The following is a 17,118-nucleotide window of genomic DNA, read 5'->3' on the forward strand; positions in this document are numbered from 1 at the left end:
GAAGGCGAGCGAGCCGTGCAGCGTGACGCGCAGCCGGGCGACCGTGGCGTCGTGCGGCCGGGGCCAGCTGCCGCTTCCGAGCTCGGCGAGAAACCGCGCCGCCGCCGTCATCGGCCCCATCGTGTGCGAACTCGATGGGCCGATGCCGATCTTGTAAAGGTCGAAGACGGAGAGAAACATGCGATCGTCCTGCCTTCCCGCGCCGCCCCGGCGCGAAATCCGCTCGGCCGACGAGCCGGCCGCCGGCCGAGGATAAGCAGGTTTCGAAGGCGATCTCGCGGCCGATTGCGTCGGGAAGACCCCGAAGATGCGTCGCGAAGCGGGATGCGGCGTCGGTCGGCGCGAGCTTGTCGAGCAGTGCTGGCACCCGGCTGAAGCCCACGCGTGTCGCCGGAAGCGTCGCTATCGCGCGGCGATCCGAGGCGCCGATGGAGCGGCCTTGCGCCTCGGCATCGATCTCTGCCGAGTCCGTTTCAGTTTCGTCATCCCGGCCTTGAGCCGGGATCCATGCCTCGGCGGAATCGCATGGATGAGATCGGAGACGAAGAGCCATCCGAACGGCTCTCGGCCTGCCGTGACCGGCTTGGAATCGATCCCGGCTCAAGGCCGGGATGACGAAGTGGCCAGGTTGGCGGGTCATGGCGCCGGCGCGAAGCGATGCCCGCCGTCAGCGATAGCGGTAGGGATAGGGCTCCGGCGCGTCGTCATAGGACCCGCGCGGATCGTCGGCATAGGCCATCGGGTCGTCGTCCGGCAGCATCCAGTCCGGGTCGCCCCGGCGCCAGTCCTGGCGGGCGCGCCGGGCCTCCTCGCGCGCCATGCGGCGGCTCTCCGCCCCGTCGCGGCGCGGGCGCTCCACCATGCGCTCCGGCGCGCGGTCGGCCATGCGGCTGCCGCCGGCCAGGAAGGAGGAATGGATCCAGCCGTCGCCCTCGGCGCTGCGCACCTCGCACCAGCCGTCGCAGCGCAGCACCTCCACCTCGGTGCCCTGGGGAAGCACGCCGATCTGGCGGCCATGCGGGCCGGCGCGCAGCGTCACCGCGCGGCCGACCCGGTCGCGGGCGCCGGCGCCGGTCAGGGCGGCGACGTCCCGCGCCGGCTCGTCGGCCGGCACCGTCCCGGGCGCGGTCTCCGGCGCGGTCGCGATCTCCGGGCGCGGCGTCGGCACGATGCCGAGATGGGCGGGTTCGGCGGCCGCGGGCGCGTCTTCCGCCATGTCCTCCACCGCCTCGTCGGGCGGCCCGGCCTCGTTCGTCTCCTTCGGCGGCGATGGCAGCGGCCTGGCGACGGCCGGCGTCAGCGGCGCGGCGAGCGGCGCGGGCTTGGAGGCCAGCGCGGCCTCGTGGATCGGGGCGGCGGGAGCAACGGCGGGCTTTTCGTCTTCGGTCGCGAGCGTCGCGGACGCCGCCTGTGCCGGTGCCGGCGCATCCGGCAGAAGCAGGTAGAGCGGCACGGCGCCGGCCGCGATCACGGCGACGCAGACGAGCGGCACGGCGATGATCCAGCCGGAGGCCTTCAAGAGCGCCGTGCCGGCCGTTCTCAGGCGCGAGCGCGTCGCGATGGCGGGCGCCTTGCGGCCGGGCCCATGCGGCTTCATCGATGCGGTTCCCTCGATCGTCCCTCGGCTACAACGCCGCGCCCCCGCTTCGGTCGCGGCGCGGGCTCAAAAATCCGCAGATCGCGGCGGATTTACGTTTCGGCGGCGAAGGGCCCGGCGCGGCGCGGCGAGGATCTCGGCCATCGTCACCGGCCGGAACGGAAAGGCGTCGACGCCGATATCGAACTGGCGCGGCAGCGGCGTCAGCCGGCCATGGGAATGGCCGTGCAGGTCGATCGCCCCCTTGCCCATGCCGTTCCAGGTGCGGAAGGCATAGTGGCAGAGGACGAGGCGCCGCCCTTCCACCTCGCGCTCGGCATAGGTCGCGACGCTCGCCCAGCCGGAAAGGCCGCATGTCGCCGCGTCGTCGTTGTTGCCGGCGATCAGATGCTTGGTGCCGGCGAGGCGGGCGAGCAGCGCCGCCTTCGCCTCGGCGGACCCCCGCGCGAAATCGCCGAGATGGTAGACCTCGTCCTTTGCCCCGACGACCTCGTTCCAAGCGGCGATCAGCGCTTCGTCATGCGCGGCGAGATCGGGAAAGGGCCGCCGGTCGAGGCGCAGCACGCGCGGATCGGCGAAATGCGTGTCGGCGGTGAAGAAGATCATGGGGGGCAGCTAGGGCGCGCTTCGCCGAGCGATAGGCGGCGTCCGAAAAGCTGTGGGAAAACAACGCCCCTCTCGCGGCGAGGCGGATCGATCCGGGGCGAGGCGCATTCCCATCGTCCATAGCGAAGCGCCCGGACCCGATGTTGCAGACCGTCACGATCGAGAATGCCCGCGCCGAAGCCGAGCGCCTGTCGCCCCTCGTGCCGATCGGCGCGGTGGCGGCGCTCCTGGAGCGGCGGATCGCCGACCGCGACGGTCCCGTCCTCGTCTATGTGGCGAAGACCTCGCGCCGCCGGCGCGACCTCGCCGATCTCCTGCGCCTCATGGCCGGGCCGGAGCGCGTCGCCGAATTCGCGCCGCTCGACGGCCTGCCCGGCGACGGCATCCCGCCCTCGGCCGAGGCGATGGGCGGGCGCATGTCGGTGCTGCGCTGGCTCCGCGACGCGGACAAGCGGCCGGCGGCGGTCGTCACCAGCGCCGCCGCCCTCATCCGCCGCGTGCCGCCGCGCGGCATCTTTAAGGACATGCATCTCGAATTCCGGCCAGGCGAGACGATCGATCCGGCGGCGGTGGAGGAACGGCTCGCCCGCATCGGCTATCGGCAGGACGAGCGCGTCGAAGAGCCCGGCGAATGGACGGCGCGCGGCAAGGTGCTGGAGATCTTCCCGGCCGCCGCGCCGCGCCCCTGCCGGATCGAGCACGAGGGCGGGCGGATCGCCGCCATCCGCTCCTACGATCCCCTGTCGCAGCGCTCGGTCGCCGAAACGGCGCATCTGATCGTCGATCCGGCGACCGAATTCCTTCCCGTCGCGGCGGGGTCGGGCGATGCCGGGCTCGGCCGCTCGCTCGCCGCCCATTACGGCCGGCTCGACACCTTCCTCGACTACGTGCCCGAGGCCGAGATCCTCTTGGAGGAGGAGGCCGAGGCGGCGACGGCCGAGCTCTTCCGGGCGATCGCGGAGGCTCGGGAGGGCGGCGGCGCGGAGGCCCGGGCGGCCGAACAGGACTATCTCGGCGCGAAGGAATGGTCGGCGCTGGTCGGCGGCGCGCTGGCCGGCATGGTGGGCGAGGGCGAGACCTCGGCCGAGCTGCCGCGCTTCGCCGAGGACAAGGACCCCTTTTCGGCCTTCGCGGCCTTCGCCGCCCCGCTCTTGAAGAAGCACCATCGCATCGTCATCGCCGGCCCGGACGACGGGGATCTGATGCGCGTCGCCCGCCGGGCCGCCCGCGCAGCCGGCGCCGAGGCGCGAGGCATCGACGGCTGGCGCGAGATCCGCGCGGCGAAGGGGGGCGCGTGCCTCGTCCTGCCCATGCCGCTCCGGCAGGGCTTCCGCTGGCCGGCGGAGCGCATCGCGGTCGTCGCCCTCGCCGATCTCGTCGGCCAGCGCGCGCGGCTCGGCGCCCGCGACGAGCGGCCGGGGCTTGCCGCCCGCGACGAGGTCTTCCGCATCGGCGACGCCGTCGTCCATCTCGACCATGGCGTCGGCATTCTCGACGGGCTGGAACAGGTCTCGGACGGGCAGAAGGTGCTGGAGGCCCTGAAGCTGCGCTATGCCGACGGCGCGACGTTGCTGGTGCCGCTCGCCGATATCGGCGCGCTCTGGCGCTATGGCGGCGGCGATGCCGAAGTGAAGCTCGACCGTCTGAAGGGCGCGGGCTGGGAGAAGCGCCGGGCCGGCGTCGTCCAGGCGATTTCGGCCACCGCCGAGCGGATGATCCAGCGCCTGTCCGAAAAGGCCAAGGCCAGGGCGCCGAAGCTCGTGCCCGACCGGGCCGAGTTCGAGCGTTTCTGCGCTCGCTTCCCCTACGAGCTGACGCCCGACCAGGCGGGCGCGACGGGCGCCGTCCTCGCCGATCTCGCCTCGGGCCGCCCGATGGACCGCCTGCTCTGCGGCGATGTCGGCTTCGGCAAGACGGAAGTGGCGCTGCGCGCCGCCGCCGCCGCCGTCTTCGCCGGCCGGCAGGTCGCCGTGGTCGCGCCGACGACGATCCTCGCCCAGCAGCATTTCCTGGCCTTCAAGGCGCGGTTCGAGCGCCAGGGCATCGAGGTCGTGCGCCTGTCGCGGCTGGTGGAGGAGGCGGAGGCCGAGGCGGCGCGCGGCGCGCTCGCGAAAGGCACGGCGCGGGTCGTCGTCGGCTCGCACGCGCTCCTGTCCGACGAAGTCGCCTTTCGCGACCTCGGTCTCGTGGTGATCGACGAGGAGCAGCGCTTCGGCGCGGCGCAGAAGGAGGCGTTGCGCCGGCTGGGCAACGGCCTCCACACGCTGACCATGACGGCGACGCCGATCCCGCAGACCCTCCAGGCCGCCTTCGTCGGCCTCAACGAGGTGAGCCTTCTCGGCACGCCGCCCGGCCGGCGCCGGCCGATCCGCACGCTGGCCGGCCCCTTCGACGAAGCGACGGTGGGCGAGGCGCTGCGCGCGGAAAAGGCGCGCGGCGGCCAGAGCTTCGTCGTCTGCCCGCGCATCGAGGACCTGGAGCCGATGGGCGCCCGGCTCGCCGCGCTGGCGCCCGAACTCGCCCTCGTCACGCTTCACGGCCGGATGAAGGGCGAGGAGCTGGACGAGGCGATGCTCGCCTTCGCCGGCGGCACGGGCGACGTGCTGCTCGCCACCAGCATCGTCGAAAGCGGCCTCGACGTGCCGAACGCCAATACGATGGTGATCTGGCGGGCCGACCGCTTCGGCCTCGCCCAGCTGCACCAGCTGCGCGGCCGGGTCGGGCGCGGCGCGCGGCGGGGCCTCGCCCTTCTCACCACCGATCCCGAGGCGGAGCCGACGCCGGGCGGCGAGAAGCGCCTCGCGACGCTCTGCGAGCATCGCGATCTCGGCTCGGGCCTCGCCATCGCCGCGCGCGACCTCGACCTGCGCGGCACGGGCGACCTTCTCGGCGAGGATCAGGCCGGGCATCTCCAGCTCATCGGCCTGTCGCTCTACCGGCGCATGCTGGAACGGGCCCTTGCCGTCGCGAGGGGCGAGGACGTGCCGGAGGACTGGCGGCCCGATCTCAACCTCGGCGCGCCGGGCGCCATTCCGCCGGACTACGTGCCGGAGGCGGATCTGCGCATCGAGATCGCCGTCCTTCTGGAGCGGATCGAGGACGCCGCCTCGCTGGCGGCGCTGGAGGCGGAGATCCGCGATCGCTTCGGCCCGGTGCCGAAACCGCTGGCGCGCGGCTTCCGGCTGGCGGAACTGCGCCTGCGCTGCCGCGAGCTCGGCATCCGCCGCCTCGATGCCGGCTCGAAGGGCGTCGCGGCCCGCCTCACGCCGGATGTCGCCGCACCGCTGCGCCGCCGGCTGAAGGACGGTGCGAAGGGCGGCTGGCGCTTTGCGAAGAACCGGCTCGTGCAGGAGCGCCCGTCGAAGACGACGGAGGAGCGCTTCGCTCATGTCGAGGCGCTGCTGGCGTTGATCGAGGACGGCCCCGGCCCCGCGCCCGCTCGCCGCCGCTCGGCGCCGTCCTTCCGGCCTTAACGTCGAAGGACGACGCCAAGTCCGTCGCGGCGAAGACGGCCATTCTCCTTCAACCGTCTCCCCGGCGGAACCATCGAGGGATGGAGCCGACTCGAGGCCGGGATGACGAAGCGGATAAGTGGACACCTGTCGACCAAGGCGTCGGCACCTCAATCCTCTTCCAGGCTCGTCCGCGCGGCGGCGCGGACGGCGTCCGTCAGCCGGCGCAGCGCGGTGACGGGCAGGCGCGCGACGGTCCAGTGAAGCTTCACCGCCACTCGTCGCTTCGGCGGCAGCTCGACCAGCCGTCCCTCGGCCAGCGGCGCTCCGGCGAGCGCCAGGGGCTGGAGACCCCAGGCGAGACCGGCGAGCGCCAGATCGAGAAAGCCGTGGGTCGAGGGCACCCAATGCGTCGGCGCGTCCAGCTCGACGCCATGCGCCTCGCGCGCCCAGCGCGCCTGGAGCCGGTCGCGGCGGTCGAAGCCGAGAACGGGCGCCCGCGCCAGCGCCGCCGCCGTCACGCCGCCCGCGAAATGCCGCGCCAGGAAGTCGGGGCTGGCGCAGGCGGCATAGGAGAGATTGCCGAGCGGGCTCGTGCGGCAGCCCGGCACCGGCGCGGGATCGGCGGTGACGGCACCGATCACCTCGCCGGAGCGCAGACGGTCGGCCGTATGCGCCTCGTCGTCCAGCGTCAGGTCGAGAAGGACGCCCGCGTCCCGCCCGAAGGCCGCCGCCGCCGCCGGAAACCAAGTGGCGAGGCTGTCGGCATTCACCGCCACCTTCAGGACGGCGGGCGTCCCGGCGCCCGTGCTGCCGAGGGCCGGAGCGATCTCGGCCTCCAGGAGCCGCACCCGGTCGAGATGGGCGAGAAGCGCGCGGCCGAGCTCGGTCGGCCGGCAGGGCTGGCCGCGAATGACGAGAATGGCGCCGAGCCGCTCCTCCAGCCCGCGCACGCGCTGCGAAACGGCCGAGGGCGTGATGCCGAGCGCCCCGGCCGCCCGCTCGAAACTGCCCTCGCGGATGACGGCACCGAGCGCGGCGAGAGCGGCATAGTCCAGCATGGATGAAGTTCTGCTTCATCGGGCGTAGAAAACCAAGTTTTACTTCTGGGCGCCCGACGGGCAGGAGACGCGGCCATGACCGGTCCCGTTTTCGCTTTCCTGTCGGGTTTCGCCCTTTCGGCCGCGCTGATCATGGCGATCGGCGCGCAGAACCTCTTCGTGCTGCGCCAGGGGCTGCGGCGGGAGCATGTCGGGCCGATCGTGCTCTTCTGCGGCACGGTGGACGCGCTTCTGATCGCAGCGGGCGTCGCCGGCATCGGCGCCTTCCTTGCCGCCGCGCCGCAGCTGACGCGCCTCCTCGCGCTGGGCGGCGCCGGCTTTCTCGGCTGGCACGGGTTTGTCGCGCTGCGCCGCGCGGCGGCGCCCGGCGCCGTGGCCCTGGAACAGGCGGGCGGTCTGACGCTCGGCCGGGCGCTCGCCGCCACCGCCGGCTTCACCTTCCTCAACCCGCATGTCTATCTCGACACGGTGCTTCTGATGGGCGCGGCCGGCTCGGCCCAGGCGCCGGCGCTCCGCCCGCTCTTCGTCCTCGGCGCCGCTTCGGCCAGCTTCGCCTGGTTCGCCGCGATCGGCTATGGCGCCCGGCTCCTCCGGCCGCTGTTCCTGCGCCCCGGCGCCTGGCGGGTGCTGGACATCCTCGTCGGCCTCACCATGCTGGCGCTTGCGGCCTCGCTTCTCGCCAGCGTCGCCCGGCCCTCTGTCTGACAAGCTCAGCGCGGGCGCTTCAGCCAGTCCTGGAGGGCGGCCTCGGCCTGTTCGAGGCTGCCGCGATTGAGGAGGCGGCGGAGGAGCGCCAGCGTCACCGCCCGCATGCGCAGGTTGAAGGCCTCCGAGCCGCCGTCGGTGTCGTAGACGCCGAGCTTCTCGTAGATCTGCTGGAGGCGGTTCTGCACGCTGCGCAGCGAGATGCCGCGCCGCTCGGCGATCAGGCGGTCGGTGAGGCCGAGGGCGAGATCGGTGAGGATCTCGTATTCGACATCGGTGAAGCTGCCGGAGCGATCGGCCGATTTCTGCTGCACCGAGCGGATCTCGCGATCGATGACGCATTGGCCTTCGAGGAAGACGCTGCGCAAGGCGAGGCCCAGCCGCTCCTCGGAGGCCGATTTCAGCACGTAGCCATAGGCGGCCCCCGCCGGCACGATGCGCGAGACGCCGCGCACATAGGCCTCGTCCGCATAGTTCGACCAGAACATGATCGAGGTCGCCGGGCGCTCGCGCCAGAGGGTGCGCGCCATGTCGACGCCGGTGCGCTGCGGCATCTGGAGATCGACGACGACGTTCATCGAGCCGTGCTCGCGGGCGAGACGCTCGCCGACGAGCCCGTTCTCGGCCTCGATCAGCTCGCAATCCGGCAGGGTGCCGACCAGCACCTCGCGCAGGAAGGCGCGGTGGACGGCATCGTCCTCGACGATCAGCACCTTCATGCGCCGCTTCCCTCCCCGGCCGGAACCGGCGGCGGCAGCTCCAGGAAGAGCGCGACCGCCGTGCCGCGCCCGTCCGTGCGCCGCTGGATCTGGAACTGCGCGCCGACGAGGCGGGCGCGCGTCTGCATGTTGCGGATGCCGCCCACCCGCTTGCGGCTCTGGAGCGAGGCGAAGCCGATGCCGTCGTCGCGGATCTCGATCAGCATGAAATCCGCCCCGCCCCGCCGCTCGCGGCGCAGCTCCACCTCGATCAGCGAGGGCTCGGCATGGTGGGCGGCATTGTTCACCGCCTCCTGCACGATGCGGAAGAGCGCGACGCGCAGGGGCTCGGCCAGGTCCTCGACGCAGCCCTCGCTCCGGTCGAGGAAGCGCCAGGCGATGGTCGTCGCGCCGCCGCCGAGCGCCCGGCCGAGAAAGTCCTCGATGCCTTCGGCGAGGCCGAAGAGCTGGAGGATGTTCGGCCGGGCGTCGTCGATGATCTCCCGCAGCTCGCGGATGCAGCGCCCGAGCCCGCCGGCGATCGGCTCCAGCATGTCCGGCGCGAGCGCCGCCTCGCCGCGCAGCCGCTCGACATGGCGCAGGAGGCGCGTCAGGTCGGCGAGCGTCAGGTCGTGGAGATCCATGCCGATGCGCTGGCGCTCGCGCTCCAGCTCCTCGGTGAGGCGCAGCGCCCCTTCGCGGAAGGCCTCCTCGCGCGCCCTCCCCTCCGCCTCCTCGATGGCGAGCCGGCGGGCGTCCTCCGTGGCGCGCAGCGCGAAGAAATAGGGGGCGAGCATGTCGGCGACATGCCGGGCGAAGGGAATGTCCGCCTCGTCGTAGAGATCGCGCGCCCGGCTGGAACAGGAGAAGGCGCCGATGATCTCGCCGCGCACCAGGAGCGGCACGTGGATGCGGCTGCGCAGCGCCGCGTCGAGGATCGGATGGGCGAAGGCCCCGGCGAAGTGGAAGCGCGGATCGACCATCGCGTCGCCCGTCATCATGAAGGGCGTCTCGCCGAGAAGCACGGCGCGGATCGGGCTGCCCTCCACCGGATGCGGCCGTTCGTTGAGGCTCCAGTCGGTATGAGCGCCCGCCTCGTAGGCGACATGCATGTCGCGGCGCAGGATGCAGACGTCGAGATGGTCGTGCGGCAGCACGTCCTGCAACTCGTCCGACACGGCCTGGATGGCGGTCTGGAAGTCGAGCTGGCCGGCCAGCGCCTTCGACACGTGGAGCAGGCGCCGGAACACGGCCTCCGGGCCGAGCCTCGGCCGGAGCGCGCCGCCTTCGGCGGAAGCGAGGGGCTGAACCGCTTGCGTCATCGCATTGAAGTGCATCACGTTCGGCGCCGCCGCACCAGGGGAAAGGCGACGCCCGGCCGGCGCGATCCGGCAGCACGGTTGCGGGTTCCCGCAAAAGACATGCGGGTTCCGGGCTTCTCCGCCGCCGCGCCCTGCCGCACTCTCGCCGCCGATGCCATGCCGGGCCATCGCGCCGCGGCCGCCGACTGGGAGGTCGGCATCCTGGGGAGGAAGCCTTGAAGACGATTCTCGCACTCACTCTGTCCGCCGCGACGCTCGTCGGCGGGCTTTCCGGCGCGGCCTTCGCCGAGACGGCGGACAAGACCATCGCCCTGTCCAACAACTATGCCGGCAATTCCTGGCGCCAGGCGATGCTGGACAGCTGGAAGAAGATCACGGGCAAGGCCGTCTCGGACGGCGTCGTGAAGAGCGCCGACGCCTTCACCACCGCCGAGAACCAGGCGACCGAGCAGGCCGCGCAGATCCAGAACATGATCCTGCAGGGCTATAGCGCCATCGTCATCAACTCGGCCTCGCCGACGGCGCTGAACGGCGCGGTGAAGGAAGCCTGCGACGCCGGCATCGTCGTCGTCTCCTTCGACGGCGTGGTCACCGAGCCCTGCGCCTGGCGCGTCGCGGTCGACTTCAAGAAGATGGGCGCCGGCCAGCTCGACTATCTCGCCAAGCGCTATCCGGACGGCGGCAATCTCCTGGAGATCCGGGGCCTCGCCGGCACTTCGGTCGATACCGAGATCCATGACGGCATCGCCGCCGGCGTTTCCGCCAATTCGAAGTTCAAGGTGGTCAGCGCCGTGCAGGGCGACTGGACGCAGACCGTCGCCCAGAAGTCGGTCGCGGGCGTGCTGCCGAGCCTGCCGCAGGTCGTCGGCGTCGTGACGCAGGGCGGCGACGGCTTCGGCGCGGCGGAAGCCTTCAAGGCGGCCGGGCGCCCGACCCCGACCATCATCCTCGGCAATCGCGACGACGAGCTGCGCTGGTGGAAGGCACAGAAGGACGCTTCCGGCTACGAGACCATGTCGGTCTCCATCGCCCCGGGCGTCTCCACCCTCGCCTTCTGGGTGGCCCAGCAGATCCTCGACGGCCAGGACGTGCCGAAGGACCTCGTCGTGCCCTTCCTGTCGATCGACCAGGCGGGCCTCGAAAAGGCGCTGGAGAACACGCAGGCCGGCGGCGTCGCCAATGTCGAATATTCGCTCGACGACGCCAAGAAGGTGATCGCGGCGGCGAAGAAGTAAGAGGGGCCTACCCCTTCCGGGCGACGGCTCCGCCGCCTTCTTCTCCCCTGCGGGGAGAAGTGGCCGGCAGGCCGATGAGGGGCGGCGCTCCGGCGCCGTCCAATGCTGACGGCGCTCGGCTTCGCCGACCCCTCACCCGGCCCGCTTCGCGGTCCACCCTCTCCCCGCCGGGGAGAGGAATGGCGCCCTTCCGTCCGGCGGAGCGACGGGCGTCTCTTCTCGTAATCCCAACCCGATCCGCTTCGATAGGCCGAGTCCCACATGTCCCAGTCCGCAGGGGAAAAGCAGTCCGGAGCGGAAAAGACTCCCTCCCCCGCCGCACCCCTCATCCGCCTCACCGGCATCGCCAAGAGCTTCGGGGCGGTGCGGGCGTTGCGCGGGGTCGATCTCGACATCCGGGCGGGCGAATGTCTCGGCCTTGCCGGGCATAACGGCGCCGGCAAGTCGACCCTGATGCAGGTTCTGGCCGGCAATGTCCTGCCGGACGAGGGGGGTCTGGCGATCGGCGGCGAGGATCTCACCGCCCGCTACGGCGTCGCGCGGGCGCGGGCCGGCGGCGTCGCCTGCGTCTTCCAGGAACTCTCGCTCTGCCCCAACCTCTCGGTGGTCGAGAACACGCGCATCCGCCAGCCGGCCCTGAAGGGGTTCGGCTGGCGCGCCCGCGCCGGCGCGCTGATCACGGCCAAGCTCGACGAGATCTTTCCCGGCCACGGCATCCGCCCGACTGAGCTCGTGTCGGATCTCGCCCTCGGCCAGCGCCAGATGGTCGAGATCGCCAGCACCTTCGCCGCGACGGGCGAGGCGCCGCGCCTCGTCATCCTCGACGAGCCGACCTCCTCGCTCGATGCCAGCGTCGCCGCCCAGCTTCTCGCCTTCGTGCGCCGCTTCGTCGGCGCCGGCGGCTCGATCATCCTCATCTCGCATATTCTCGGCGAGATCCTCTCGACCTGCGACCGCATCGCGGTGATGAGCGACGGGCGCGTGGTGGATCTGCGGCCCGCCGCCCGTTTCGACCGCCATTCGCTGGTCGAGGCGATGGGCCATGTCGCGGCGCACGAGACCGGCGAGGACGGCGAAGCCGCCGCGGCCGAGCGCTCGGCCGCGCCCGTCGTCGCCTCTGCCGCGACGCCGAAGGGCGGCGCGATCCGGCTGGAGGCGCGGCGCGGCGAGATCGTCGGGCTCGCCGGGCTCGCCGGCCACGGCCAGACCGGGCTCCTCGTCCTTCTCCACAACGCCGCCTATCGCCGCTCGCGCTATGCGCGGCTCGACGGCCGCGTCGCCTTCGTCGCCGGCGACCGCCAGACGGACGGCGTCTTTCCGCTCTGGTCGATCGGCGAGAACGTCACGATCCGCTCGCTCGGCGCCCTCCAGCGCTTCGGCCTCATCGATCCGGCGCGCTCGCGCCGGCTGGAGGAGGACTGGCAGCGCCGCATCGCCATCCGCACGCCGGACATGGACAACAACATCCTGACCCTCTCGGGCGGCAACCAGCAGAAGGCGCTCTTCGCCAGAGCGCTCGCCTCCGATGCCGACATCATCCTGATGGACGACCCGATGCGCGGCGTCGACATCGGCACCAAGCAGGAAGTCTACGCCCTGGTGCGGGCCGAGGCGGCGAAGGGACGGACCTTCGTCTGGTACACGACGGAATTCGACGAATTGAAGAGCTGCGATCACATCTACGTCTTCCGCGCCGGGCGCATCGTCGCCGACCTGCCGCGCCACGAACTCTCGGAACGGCGCATCCTCCAGTCCTCCTTCGAGGACGAAGCGGCATGAACGGCCTTCTCGCCAATCCGCGCTTCCTGCGCGCCGCGCTGCCGCCGGTCTCGCTGGTCCTGATCCTCGCGGTGATCTTCATCGTCCAGCCGCGGGCGATGAGCTATCTCGGGCTCAACCTAATGCTGAACCTGGCGCTGCCGATCGCGCTCGCGACGATCGCGCAGCTCTGCGTCATCACCGTCAACGATCTCGATCTCTCGATCGGCGCCTTCGTCAGCCTCGTCGCCTGTATCGGCGCGACGATCCTGCCGGTCTCGCCGCTTCTCGGCATCCTCGCCCTTCTCGGCTGCATCGCGGTCTATGCCGGGCTCGGCGCCCTGATCCACTGGCGCAACCTGCCCTCCATCGTCGTGACGCTCGGTATGAGCTTCGTCTGGCTCGGCGCGGCGGTGCTGCTCCTGCCCTCGCCCGGCGGCAGCGCCCCGGCCTGGCTCTCCGCCCTCGTCAAGCTGAAGACGCCGCTCGTGCCCTTCGCCATTCTCGCCAGCGCCGTCCTCGCGCTCGTCACGCATCTCTTCCTGATGCGCTCCTCGGTCGGCACCGTTTTGCGCGGCGCCGGCGGCAGCCCGCAGGCGGTGCGCCGCGCCGGCTGGTCGCTGCTCAAGGCCAAGATGGCGATGTACGGGCTCTGCGGCCTGTTCGGCACGCTGTCGGGCCTTGTCCTCGTCGGGCTCACCACCTCGGCCGACGCCAATATCGCGCTGCGCTACACGCTGCTTTCGATCGCCGGCGTCATTCTCGGCGGCGGCGAGTTCACCGGCGGGCGCGTTTCGCCGGTCGGCGCCGTCCTCGGCGCCCTGACGCTGACGCTCGCCGGCTCGCTTCTCTCCTTCCTGCGCATTTCGCCCGACTGGCAGATCGGCGCGCAGGGCGCGATCCTCATCGTCGTCCTGGCGCTGCGGGCCCTCGTCAACCAGACCGAAAGGAAGGCGGCATGAGCGCGGCCGTCCGCAAGCCGCGCCTCGGCGGCATGGGCCGGATGCCCTGGGCCTTCTCCTTCGCCGGGGCGCTGGCGATCTTCGCCGCCACCGTCGCCTTCACCGGCGGCACCGGCGCCGGCCAGATCCTGACGACGGCGCTGACCTTCGCCACGATGTATGTGATCGTCGGCCTCGGCCAGATGTTCGTCGTGACGACGGGGCCGGGCAATGTCGACCTGTCGATCCCGGCGACGATCGCGCTCGCCGGCACGATCGCCATGGTGGTGATGGACGGGCGGGACGCGCTGGTGCCGCTCGGCCTCGCCGCCGCGCTCGGCACCGGCATCGCCGTCGGCTGCTTCAACTACGCGCTGATCCGCCTTCTCTCCATCCCGCCGATCATCGCCACGCTTTCGGCGAGCTTCCTCGTCCAGTCGGTGGCGATCGCCTATGGACGGGGCCTGCGCGTGCGCCCGCCGGAGGGCTTCGCCGCCTTCACCACCGGGCGCGTCGCGGGCATTCCCTATCTCGCCATCGCGACGCTCGCCCTCTGCCTCGTCATGGCCGTCCTCCTGCATCGCACGGTCTATGGCCGCTCCGTCTCGGCCATCGGCCAGAACAGCCGCGCCGCCGGGCTCGCCGGCATCCGCGTCGACCGGGTGCGCTTTCTGACCTATGTCCTCTCCGCCGCGCTGGCCGGCCTGTGCGGCGCCGTCCTCGCCGGCTTCTCGGGCGGCTCGTCGCTGAACATGGGCGAGGAATATCTCCTCGCCTCGATCGCGGTCGTGGTGGTCGGCGGCTCCTCGGTCTCGGGCGGCCAGTCGAATGTCGCGGGGCTCTGGGGCGCCTCGCTCTTCCTCTATCTCCTCGTCACCATGCTCAACACCTTCGGCGTCGGCGCCGGCTTACGCCTCCTGCTCACTGGCCTTATCATCATCGCCATCATCACTATCGCCGGTGGCCCGAAATCCGGCCGCGCCTGAGTTGTCCCGATGCTCTACGACGTTCAAGATCCCCGTTTCGCCGAAGTGGCGCTCATCAATGTCGCGCTGGAGCGGCTGCATACCGGCTGCCGCTGGGCGGAAGGGCCGGTCTGGTTCGGCGATGCCGGCGCGCTCCTCTGGAGCGACATCCCGAACGACCGCATCCTGCGCTGGATTCCAGAGGTCGGCACCCATGTCTTCCGGGCGCCCGCCGGCCATACCAACGGCCATACGCGCGACAATACCGGACGCCTCGTCTCCTGCGAGCACGGCGCCCGGCGCGTGACGCGCACGGAGCCGGACGGCGGGCTGACCGTCCTTGCCGAGAGCTTCGAGGGCCGGCGCCTCAATTCGCCGAACGACGTCGTCGTCCATCGCGACGGCTCGGTCTGGTTCACCGACCCGAATTACGGCATCCGCGACGATTACGAGGGCCACAAGGCCGAGCAGGAACAGCCCTGCCAGGGCGTCTACCGCATCGATCCCGCCAGCGGCGCGGTGACGCGCGTCGCCGAGGATTTCGGCCAGCCGAACGGGCTCGCCTTCTCGCCCGACCAGTCGCTGCTCTACATCGCCGATTCCGCCGGCAGCCACGATCCGCAGGGGCGGCGCCATATCCGCCGCTTCCGCGTCGAGGGCGACCGCCTCGCGGGCGGCGAGGTCTTCGCGACGATCGACAAGGGCGTGCCGGACGGGATGCGCGTCGATACCGAAGGCCGCGTCTGGTCGAGCGCCGCCGACGGCATCCATGTCTTCCATCCCGACGGCACGCGCCTCGGTAAGATCCTGGTGCCGGAGGTCGTCGCCAATCTCTGCTTCGGCGGCCCGAAGCGGAACCGCCTCTTCATCGCCGCGACGACCTCGATCTACGCGATCTACGTCCGGGCGCGCGGCTGCTGACGGGCGGCGGCGTCAGAGCGTCGTACCGCCGCATCAGTGCTCGCCCGCGTCGTCTCCGCATCGTCATCCCGGCCTTGAGCCGGGATCCATGCCTCGGCCGCGCCGCATCGAGACGGCCGCAGACGCGCGCCCTTCCCATCGCTCCTCCCCCGTCGTGACGGGCTTGGAATGGATCCCGGCTCAAGGCCGGGATGACGAAGCGGAAGGGTCTGCCGGTGTCGGAAGGCGCGGCGGCGTCAGAGCGTCGCCAGCACGCCGCCGTCGACATAGAGAATCTGGCCGTTGACGAAATTCGAGGCGTCGGAGGCGAGGAAGATCGCGGCGCCCTGCAATTCCTCCACCCGGCCCCAGCGGCCGGCGGGCGTGCGTTTCGTCAGCCAGTCGTTGAAGGCCGGGTCCTCGACCAGCGCCTGGTTGAGCGGCGTCTCGAAATAGCCGGGTCCGATGGCGTTGATCTGGAGCCCGTGCCGCGCCCAGTCGGTGCACATGCCCTTGGTGAGGTTCAGGACCGCGCCCTTCGTCGCCGTATAGGGCGCGATCGAATAGCGGGCGGCATGGGCCTGGAGGCTGGCGATGTTGATGATCTTGCCGCGTCCGCGCGCGATCATCCCGCGCGCCACGGTCTGGCCGACGAAGAAGACCGAATCGACATTCGCCCGCATGATCTCCGCCCAGGTCTCGGCCGGATAGTCCTCCAGCGGCGCGCGGCGCTGGATGCCGGCATTGTTGACGAGGATGTCGATCGCGCCGATCTCCGCCTCGATCCGCGCGATGCCGGCCTGGACGGCGGCGAGATCGGTGACGTCGAAGGCGGCATGGGCGATGTCGAACCCCTCGCCGCGCATCGCCTCGGCGGCGGCGGCGAGCTTCGCCTCGTCCCGGCCGTTCAGGACGATGCGAGCGCCCGCCCGCGCCAGCCCGAGGGCGAGCGCCTGGCCGATGCCCTGGCTGGAGCCGGTGACGAGGGCCAGCCGGCCCGACAGGTCGAAGAGCGAAAGCGTCATTGAGGTTTCCCTGGCGCGATCTTCGGCTCAGCCGCGCCCGACATAGGGCATGGTGCTCGCCATGACGGTGAGCGACAGGACATTGGCGTCCAGCGGCAGCGAGGCCATGTGGACGACGCTGCGCGCCACGTTGTCGAGGGCCATCACCGGTTCGGGCGCGACCGTGCCGTTCGCCTGGAGGACGCCCGTCGCCATGCGGCTCGTCATGTCGGAGGCGACATTGCCGATATCGATCTGGCCGACCGCGATGCCATGGGCGCGGCCGTCGAGCGCGCCGCTCTTCGTGAGACCGAGGACGCCGTGCTTCGTGGCGGTATAGGGCGCCGAATGCGGCCGGGGCGTATGGGCCGAGATCGAACCGTTGTTGATGATCCGCCCGCCCTTCGGCACTTGGCGCTTCATCACGCGGAAGGCCTCCCGCATGCAGAGAAAGACGCCGGTGAGATTGGCGTCGACGGCGCGCCGCCAGTCCTCCAGCGGCAATTCGTCGATCGGCACCGGCGGCGCGCCCGTCCCGGCATTGTTGAAGAGAAGGTCGAGCCGGCCGAAATGCGCGATCGTCCGGTCGAACAGGGCCGCGACGCCCTCCGGGTCCGCGACGTCGGTCGGCAGCACCAGCGACGGGCCGGCGAGACCCGCCGCCGTTTCCTCCAGCGCCTCACGGCGCCGGCCGGCGAGGACGAGGCGCCAGCCTTCCGCCGCGAGCGCCGTCGCCACCGCCCGGCCGATGCCGCTGCCCGCACCCGTCACGATCGCGACACCGCCCGTCATGTCCGTCCCCTCACCTTGCCCGCAACCGCTTGCGAAGGGCTCCATATAGGCCGCCCCATGGGCCGGGCCGAGGGTGGAGGGC

Annotated in this window: 15 protein-coding genes; 7 read left to right on the forward strand and 8 right to left on the reverse strand. The window is 71.5% G+C overall.

What is annotated here, in order from left to right; translation table 11 throughout:
• The 3 genes from IEY14_RS23570 to IEY14_RS23580 all read right to left on the reverse strand — a co-directional run.
• On the reverse strand, positions 1-180 hold a 180-nt coding region (locus IEY14_RS23570; RefSeq protein ID WP_280515057.1), incomplete at its 3' end, for a serine dehydratase beta chain.
• Positions 181-667: 487 nt separating this feature from the next.
• Complete coding sequence (locus IEY14_RS23575; RefSeq protein WP_188912944.1) at positions 668-1,597, reverse strand: SH3 domain-containing protein; 930 nt, start codon at positions 1,595-1,597, stop codon at positions 668-670.
• Positions 1,598-1,663: 66 nt separating this feature from the next.
• Positions 1,664-2,203: a metallophosphoesterase family protein gene (locus IEY14_RS23580; RefSeq protein WP_188912947.1), complete on the reverse strand. Its 540-nt coding sequence runs from the start codon at positions 2,201-2,203 to the stop codon at positions 1,664-1,666.
• Between the two features lie 140 nt (positions 2,204-2,343).
• Between IEY14_RS23580 and IEY14_RS23585 the strand changes: the two genes are divergently transcribed.
• A complete protein-coding gene (locus tag IEY14_RS23585) occupies positions 2,344-5,676 on the forward strand; it encodes a DEAD/DEAH box helicase (RefSeq protein ID WP_188912949.1) in 3,333 nt (1,110 codons plus the stop codon).
• A 149-nt stretch (positions 5,677-5,825) separates the two neighbouring features.
• Here the strand turns inward: IEY14_RS23585 and IEY14_RS23590 are convergent, their stop codons facing one another.
• Positions 5,826-6,716, reverse strand: a complete 891-nt coding sequence (locus IEY14_RS23590; protein ID WP_188912951.1) for a LysR family transcriptional regulator ArgP — start codon at positions 6,714-6,716, stop codon at positions 5,826-5,828.
• 75 nt (positions 6,717-6,791) lie between these two features.
• Between IEY14_RS23590 and IEY14_RS23595 the strand changes: the two genes are divergently transcribed.
• Complete coding sequence (locus IEY14_RS23595; protein WP_188912953.1) at positions 6,792-7,421, forward strand: LysE/ArgO family amino acid transporter; 630 nt, start codon at positions 6,792-6,794, stop codon at positions 7,419-7,421.
• Positions 7,422-7,426: 5 nt separating this feature from the next.
• Here IEY14_RS23595 and IEY14_RS23600 read toward each other — a convergent pair whose 3' ends face one another.
• Together IEY14_RS23600 and IEY14_RS23605 are read right to left on the reverse strand one after the other, a co-directional pair.
• Positions 7,427-8,140 carry a response regulator transcription factor gene (locus IEY14_RS23600; RefSeq protein ID WP_188912955.1) on the reverse strand — a complete coding sequence of 238 codons (714 nt, stop codon included), beginning with the start codon at positions 8,138-8,140 and terminating at the stop codon, positions 7,427-7,429.
• Positions 8,137-9,441: a GAF domain-containing sensor histidine kinase gene (locus tag IEY14_RS23605; RefSeq protein WP_188912957.1), complete on the reverse strand. Its 1,305-nt coding sequence runs from the start codon at positions 9,439-9,441 to the stop codon at positions 8,137-8,139. Before IEY14_RS23605 ends, IEY14_RS23600 begins: the two co-directional genes overlap by 4 nt.
• A gap of 224 nt (positions 9,442-9,665) precedes the next feature.
• Between IEY14_RS23605 and IEY14_RS23610 the strand changes: the two genes are divergently transcribed.
• From IEY14_RS23610 to IEY14_RS23630, 5 genes are all read left to right on the forward strand, one after another.
• On the forward strand, positions 9,666-10,676 hold the full coding sequence (locus tag IEY14_RS23610; protein WP_244639656.1) for an ABC transporter substrate-binding protein: 1,011 nt from the start codon (positions 9,666-9,668) through the stop codon (positions 10,674-10,676).
• Between the two features lie 261 nt (positions 10,677-10,937).
• Positions 10,938-12,455, forward strand: a complete 1,518-nt coding sequence (locus IEY14_RS23615; RefSeq protein ID WP_188912960.1) for a sugar ABC transporter ATP-binding protein — start codon at positions 10,938-10,940, stop codon at positions 12,453-12,455.
• A complete protein-coding gene (locus IEY14_RS23620; RefSeq protein ID WP_188912961.1) occupies positions 12,452-13,396 on the forward strand; it encodes an ABC transporter permease in 945 nt (314 codons plus the stop codon). Before IEY14_RS23615 ends, IEY14_RS23620 begins: the two co-directional genes overlap by 4 nt.
• On the forward strand, positions 13,393-14,361 hold the full coding sequence (locus tag IEY14_RS23625; RefSeq protein WP_244639655.1) for an ABC transporter permease: 969 nt from the start codon (positions 13,393-13,395) through the stop codon (positions 14,359-14,361). The genes IEY14_RS23620 and IEY14_RS23625 overlap by 4 nt, the downstream gene beginning before the upstream one ends.
• A 9-nt stretch (positions 14,362-14,370) precedes the next feature.
• A complete protein-coding gene (locus tag IEY14_RS23630) occupies positions 14,371-15,261 on the forward strand; it encodes an SMP-30/gluconolactonase/LRE family protein (protein ID WP_188912962.1) in 891 nt (296 codons plus the stop codon).
• Positions 15,262-15,497: 236 nt separating this feature from the next.
• On the opposite strand, the gene IEY14_RS23635 is transcribed toward IEY14_RS23630, so the two are convergent.
• Both IEY14_RS23635 and IEY14_RS23640 read right to left on the reverse strand, forming a co-directional pair.
• Positions 15,498-16,265, reverse strand: a complete 768-nt coding sequence (locus IEY14_RS23635; protein ID WP_188912963.1) for an SDR family oxidoreductase — start codon at positions 16,263-16,265, stop codon at positions 15,498-15,500.
• 27 nt (positions 16,266-16,292) lie between these two features.
• Positions 16,293-17,036, reverse strand: coding sequence for an SDR family oxidoreductase (locus IEY14_RS23640; protein ID WP_188912964.1), 744 nt, complete (start codon positions 17,034-17,036; stop codon positions 16,293-16,295).
• Positions 17,037-17,118: the final 82 nt, after the last annotated feature.

The sequence above is a fragment of the Aureimonas endophytica genome, assembly GCF_014642635.1.
Taxonomy (GTDB): domain Bacteria; phylum Pseudomonadota; class Alphaproteobacteria; order Rhizobiales; family Rhizobiaceae; genus Plantimonas; species Plantimonas endophytica.

Excerpts from the sequence above, each read along its gene's own strand:
- IEY14_RS23575 (WP_188912944.1), bottom strand. The coding sequence starts at position 1,597 with ATGAAGCCGCATGGGCCCGGCCGCAAGGCGCCCGCCATCGCGACGCGC.
- IEY14_RS23580 (WP_188912947.1), bottom strand. The coding sequence starts at position 2,203 with ATGATCTTCTTCACCGCCGACACGCATTTCGCCGATCCGCGCGTGCTG.
- IEY14_RS23585 (WP_188912949.1), top strand. The coding sequence starts at position 2,344 with ATGTTGCAGACCGTCACGATCGAGAATGCCCGCGCCGAAGCCGAGCGC.
- IEY14_RS23590 (WP_188912951.1), bottom strand. The coding sequence starts at position 6,716 with ATGCTGGACTATGCCGCTCTCGCCGCGCTCGGTGCCGTCATCCGCGAG.
- IEY14_RS23595 (WP_188912953.1), top strand. The coding sequence starts at position 6,792 with ATGACCGGTCCCGTTTTCGCTTTCCTGTCGGGTTTCGCCCTTTCGGCC.
- IEY14_RS23600 (WP_188912955.1), bottom strand. The coding sequence starts at position 8,140 with ATGAAGGTGCTGATCGTCGAGGACGATGCCGTCCACCGCGCCTTCCTG.
- IEY14_RS23605 (WP_188912957.1), bottom strand. The coding sequence starts at position 9,441 with ATGACGCAAGCGGTTCAGCCCCTCGCTTCCGCCGAAGGCGGCGCGCTC.
- IEY14_RS23615 (WP_188912960.1), top strand. The coding sequence starts at position 10,938 with ATGTCCCAGTCCGCAGGGGAAAAGCAGTCCGGAGCGGAAAAGACTCCC.
- IEY14_RS23620 (WP_188912961.1), top strand. The coding sequence starts at position 12,452 with ATGAACGGCCTTCTCGCCAATCCGCGCTTCCTGCGCGCCGCGCTGCCG.
- IEY14_RS23625 (WP_244639655.1), top strand. The coding sequence starts at position 13,393 with ATGAGCGCGGCCGTCCGCAAGCCGCGCCTCGGCGGCATGGGCCGGATG.
- IEY14_RS23630 (WP_188912962.1), top strand. The coding sequence starts at position 14,371 with ATGCTCTACGACGTTCAAGATCCCCGTTTCGCCGAAGTGGCGCTCATC.
- IEY14_RS23635 (WP_188912963.1), bottom strand. The coding sequence starts at position 16,265 with ATGACGCTTTCGCTCTTCGACCTGTCGGGCCGGCTGGCCCTCGTCACC.
- IEY14_RS23640 (WP_188912964.1), bottom strand. The coding sequence starts at position 17,036 with ATGACGGGCGGTGTCGCGATCGTGACGGGTGCGGGCAGCGGCATCGGC.